Source organism: Armatimonas sp., assembly GCF_043760365.1.
Lineage (GTDB): Bacteria > Armatimonadota > Armatimonadia > Armatimonadales > Armatimonadaceae > Armatimonas.
Map to the genome: position 1 here is coordinate 1 of NZ_JAYUPA010000519.1, position 4,508 is coordinate 4,508.

General features: G+C 59.6%; 5 protein-coding genes. 3 read left to right on the top strand and 2 right to left on the bottom strand.

Going from position 1 to position 4,508, the window contains the following annotated elements; translation table 11 throughout:
* Together ACH2EH_RS12100 and ACH2EH_RS12105 are read right to left on the bottom strand one after the other, a co-directional pair.
* Positions 1-425, bottom strand: a 425-nt coding sequence (locus tag ACH2EH_RS12100) for a relaxase/mobilization nuclease domain-containing protein (RefSeq protein WP_395141993.1), incomplete at its 3' end; no start/stop codon positions are given.
* A 53-nt stretch (positions 426-478) separates the two neighbouring features.
* Positions 479-922 carry a plasmid mobilization protein gene (locus ACH2EH_RS12105; RefSeq protein WP_395141995.1) on the bottom strand — a complete coding sequence of 148 codons (444 nt, stop codon included), beginning with the start codon at positions 920-922 and terminating at the stop codon, positions 479-481.
* Positions 923-1,408: 486 nt separating this feature from the next.
* Between ACH2EH_RS12105 and corA the strand changes: the two genes are divergently transcribed.
* The 3 genes from corA to ACH2EH_RS12120 all read left to right on the top strand — a co-directional run.
* A complete protein-coding gene (corA, locus tag ACH2EH_RS12110) occupies positions 1,409-2,476 on the top strand; it encodes a magnesium/cobalt transporter CorA (protein ID WP_395141997.1) in 1,068 nt (355 codons plus the stop codon).
* A gap of 48 nt (positions 2,477-2,524) precedes the next feature.
* The gene (gene eno, locus ACH2EH_RS12115; protein ID WP_395141999.1) at positions 2,525-3,817 is read left to right on the top strand and encodes a phosphopyruvate hydratase; all 1,293 of its coding nucleotides are present in this window, start codon (positions 2,525-2,527) and stop codon (positions 3,815-3,817) included.
* 27 nt (positions 3,818-3,844) lie between these two features.
* Positions 3,845-4,508: pyruvate kinase (locus ACH2EH_RS12120; protein ID WP_395142001.1), on the top strand; the 664-nt coding region annotated here is incomplete at its 3' end.

Sequence of the window (4,508 nt, forward strand, 5' to 3'; positions counted from 1 at the left end):
CGGCAGTAAATCCGGTTCCAGGTCTCATCAAGCTGCCTCCAGGCGCGGGCCGAGAGGTCAATCTTTCGACCATCTACCTGCCTGGCATCTAGCCAGAGATGCACGTGGAGCCGCGCCGTATCCCGATGCACCGCCGCCACAGCCGCTGCCTTCGGAAGAGCCCCATCGAGCCACTCTCCTACCAAGCGCAGCGCGTCACCAGTAGCGATGTCGCGCTCAAAGCCTAGAGTCGCCCGGTAGTGGGTTCGACCCCGTTGCACTTCTCTTCGGGGCGTGAGATGCTCCATCGCCTCCCTCGTCTGTGCCCACGCGATAAGCGAGGCGCGCAGCAGTGAGAAACTTTGGACCTCGGCGACATCGAGCCGAACCAGGAGGAGCCCCTCCCTACCATCACGAACCGCTGTGGGCCGGGTGATGTAGCGCATCCGCTCTCCAGACCGTGCCCGCGCTGGCGCGGCTTGGAAGCGAAAGAAGACAGCTACGGCTCCCTCTCGGGATCAGGCGGTGGCTCCATCTTCTCCTCAGAACTCGCCGTACTGATGCGCCGGGTCAGTTCCTGTGCGAGCTGCTCCAGAAGACTTGCAGTTTCACGCAGAAGCTGGCGCGTCTCGCTTCCTCCGACCGCCATAACGAGCCGGTCGGTTGCAACTTGGTTGATAGCGACGGCAGCGCGGCGAAACTGGTAGAGAAGGAACTGGAGACGGGCACGGTCGGCCTTGGTCGGGGGTGGCTTTCCACGGAGGCCGGTCTCGACGAGGTAGCGACTCATGGAGAGTCCCGACTGGTCAGCGCGTAGTTGAATAGTGCTCCACTCCTGCTCGGTGACGCGGGCATAGACCACACGGGGATATATCTTCTGCGGCCCTTTGTGGTGGGACTTCGGAGATTTTTGAACCTTGGGGAATTGGGGTGCCTCTGTCATACTGCCTCCACTGGCGGCAACATTGCCGCAGCTTTTGTTTCAGCTTCCCCATACCGGCCATGCTGCTGGTACCTCTCCCTCGCCAGAGGAAGACGGCATAATCACGACTGGGCTTGAGAGACTGGGGCGAAAATCGCATCAGACTCGGTGAGGAAACCATGGTTAAGGATAGGCAGAGAGACAATGATGAGTCGAACGTCGCGCTAGCGGTGGCCGTATCCTGCCCCACCTACCCACCTGTCGATTGTCACGGAAAAGGAAGGTTAAAACGGTACTCCAGTTCAGGTCACGGGTAGTCAGATCGTATAAAACTCCGGTTTCCAAGGTTTGCTGAGGGAGTGATTTGGGGTGGAGAATAGCGCGATTTCCCACCCACCGGCATAGGTTAAGCCCACCGACACCCGAAGGCCCATGGTGCCTTATCGAGCAGAGACATTGTATCTCTGAGAAAATCCTTTCCGAAGTTGACAGTACAATAGGGGCACGATGATTAGCATTGACCTCTGCGACGGCAAGACAACCCACGGAAACATTCCCCCCGAGCGTATCAGTGAGTTCCTCCTCGCTCCTGGGGATACTCCCGATGGTGTTCAAGCCGCTCCGACTCGCTCGCGTACGGCACGCAGTAAGGCCAGCTCTCCTAAAACAACCAAAGCCAGCCGCCCGATCCTCTGGGTAGATGTTAGCTCCCCCACCAAAGACGACTGGAAGGCTCTGGAGGAGGAGTTTGACTTCCATCCCCTCGCACTGGAAGACGCCCAAAAACAGGACCAGCGGCCCAAGGTGGACACTTATGAGGGCTATCTCTTTCTCTCTGTCCATGCCTGGGCAGGGACAACAAAGCCCACCGATGATCTGGAGGCAGTCACCCACGAGATAGATATCTTCCTTGGCCCCAACTACCTGGTCACGATCCACAACGAGGTCAATGGCCCGATTGCCGAGACGCGCCGCCGCTTGCAGCAGAACCCGGAGCACCTGCGCAATGAGCCGGGCTTTCTACTCTATCTTTTGCTGGATGCCCTAGTGGACGAGTACTTCCCCGCCATGGACGAGCTAGACACCGAAATAGACCGAGTCGAAATGGCGATCTACGAATCTAACGATGTCCCCGACTTCAAGCCCGCCGTTCTGCTCAAGAAGCGTTTGTTGCTTCTGCGCCAGGCGGTCTCCCCGCTACGGGACGTGATCAACCAGGTTCTGCGCACCGATAATCCGGCCCTCATCTCCCCGGAGACGCGGGTCTTCTACCAGGATGTCTACGACCATACTCTGCGCCTTGTCGAGCAAGTGGACCTCCACCGTGACATCATGGGCGGGGTCATGGACGTGCTGATGTCCCAGACCAGCAACCGGCTCAACCAGGTGATGAAGACCCTCACCGGAATCTCCACGATCTTGATGAGCGCAGCTCTCATCGCGGGAATCTATGGCATGAACTTCAAGAACATGCCTGAGCTGAACTGGCAGAAGGGCTATTTTATGGCGCTTGGCCTGATGGCCGTCATGGCAACGACTCTGGCGCTCTACTTCAAGAAGATCAAGTGGTTCTAGAGCACCTCATGGGTACATAGAACTACTCACGGGTACAATCACGGCATCATGTCACAAACCACAATAGAGACGATTAAAGCTCGCGAGATATTAGACTCACGCGGCAATCCCACCGTGCAGGTAGATGTGCGGCTTCGCGGCGGTGCGCTTGGGCGGGCAGCGGTGCCCTCGGGCGCGTCGCTGGGGGCACATGAAGCGGTCGAGCTGCGCGACGGAGATAGCGCCCGCTTCCATGGTAAGGGCGTTCTCAAGGCGGTAGAGAATATCCATACAATACTTGCGCCTGCACTACTTGGTGAGGACGCGCTAGAGCAACGGCTTCGTGATGCGACCATGATCGCACTGGATGGGACGCCCAACAAGGCAAAGCTTGGGGCGAACACACTTCTTGCCGTCTCGCTCGCCATTGCCAAAGCCGCCTCGGCCTCTCTGGAGCTTCCGCTCTGGCGCTACCTGGGCGGCCCCAACGCCCATCGCCTACCGGTTCCGATGATGAACATTCTCAATGGGGGGATGCACGCGCCGAGCGGCAGCGACTTTCAGGAGTTCATGATTGTCCCCGTGGGCGCTCCGACGTTTGCCGAGGCGCTACGCATGGGCTCGGAGATCTACCACACGCTCAAGAAAGTGCTTCACGGGCGCGGCTTGCCCACGACCATTGGCGATGAGGGCGGCTTTGCCCCGCGCCTGGAGAACAATGAAGCGATCCTGAAGGTCATGCTGGAGGCCGTGGAGAAAGCGGGCTACAAGCCGGGCGAGGAGGTCTTCTTCGCGCTTGACCCTGCATCAAGCGTGTTCTTCAAGAACGGCAAGTACCAGCTCACGCTGGATAACAAGAGCCTCACCCCCGACGAGATGGAAGACTACTGGACCGACTGGTGCGCTCGCTACCCGATTATCTCGCTGGAGGATGGCTGCGGGGAAGATGAGTGGGATTCGTGGAAGCGGCTGGGCGTGAAGCTCAAGAACCGGGTGCAGCTTGTGGGCGACGATCTGTTTGTCACCAATGTCAAGCGCCTGCAAGAGGGAATCACCCGTGGTGTGGGCAACTCGATTCTGGTGAAGGTGAACCAGATCGGGACCCTCACCGAGGCCATTGATGCGGTCGAATTGGCGCGGCAGGCGGGCTACACGGCCATTATCTCCCACCGCTCGGGTGAGACGGAAGACACGACCATTGCCGATATTGCGGTCGCGCTCAACACGGGCCAGGTGAAGATGGGCGCACCGGCACGTAGCGATAGAGTCTCCAAGTACAACCGGCTACTGCTCATCGAGGAGGAGCTGGGCGCGGCGGCGCTCTACCCAGGGCTGGCGGCATTTTCGAGCATCGAGCGATAAGGAGCCAGCATGCAAAAAACCAAGCCTATGCGACGAACCAAGATTGTGTGCACGATTGGCCCCGCTAGTGAAAGCTTAGAGCGCCTACGCCAGCTTGCTGAGGCGGGAATGAATGTGGCTCGCCTGAACTTCGCGCATGGCTCGCACGACTGGCACGGGGAGCGGATACGGCTCATTCGGGCTATAGAAATCGAGCGTGGTCAGCCGGTTGCGATCCTGCAAGACCTCTGCGGCCCCAAGCTACGCATTGGGCAAGTGCCACCAGCGGGGGTGATGCTCGTAGTAGGCTCTACCTGCCTGCTCTCCACCGAGCCGTTTGAGGCGGGCGCGACACCACGCATTCCCGTTCCCCTGCCGGGACTTCTGGAAGCCCTAAACCCTGGTAGTGTCGTCTACATGGACGATGCCCAGATCGAGCTGGAAGTTGTCGAGAAGACCGGCCAGGGCGTGCTCTGCCTGGTGCGGCATGGTGGCCTTCTGATGTCGCGCAAGGGAGTGACTGCGCCGGGGGCGGACTTCAAGATCGCGGCCCTCACCGAGAAAGACCTCGCCGATGCCACGTTTGGGATTGCATCCGGCGTGGACTACATCGGGGTCTCGTTCGTGCGCCGCGCCGCCGACATGGAGCCGCTCCGTGGGCTCCTTGCCCAGGCGAAGAGTGGGACGCGCCTGATTGCTAAGATCGAGAAGC

Excerpts from the sequence above, each read along its gene's own strand:
- corA (WP_395141997.1), top strand. The coding sequence starts at position 1,409 with ATGATTAGCATTGACCTCTGCGACGGCAAGACAACCCACGGAAACATT.
- ACH2EH_RS12105 (WP_395141995.1), bottom strand. The coding sequence starts at position 922 with ATGACAGAGGCACCCCAATTCCCCAAGGTTCAAAAATCTCCGAAGTCC.
- eno (WP_395141999.1), top strand. The coding sequence starts at position 2,525 with ATGTCACAAACCACAATAGAGACGATTAAAGCTCGCGAGATATTAGAC.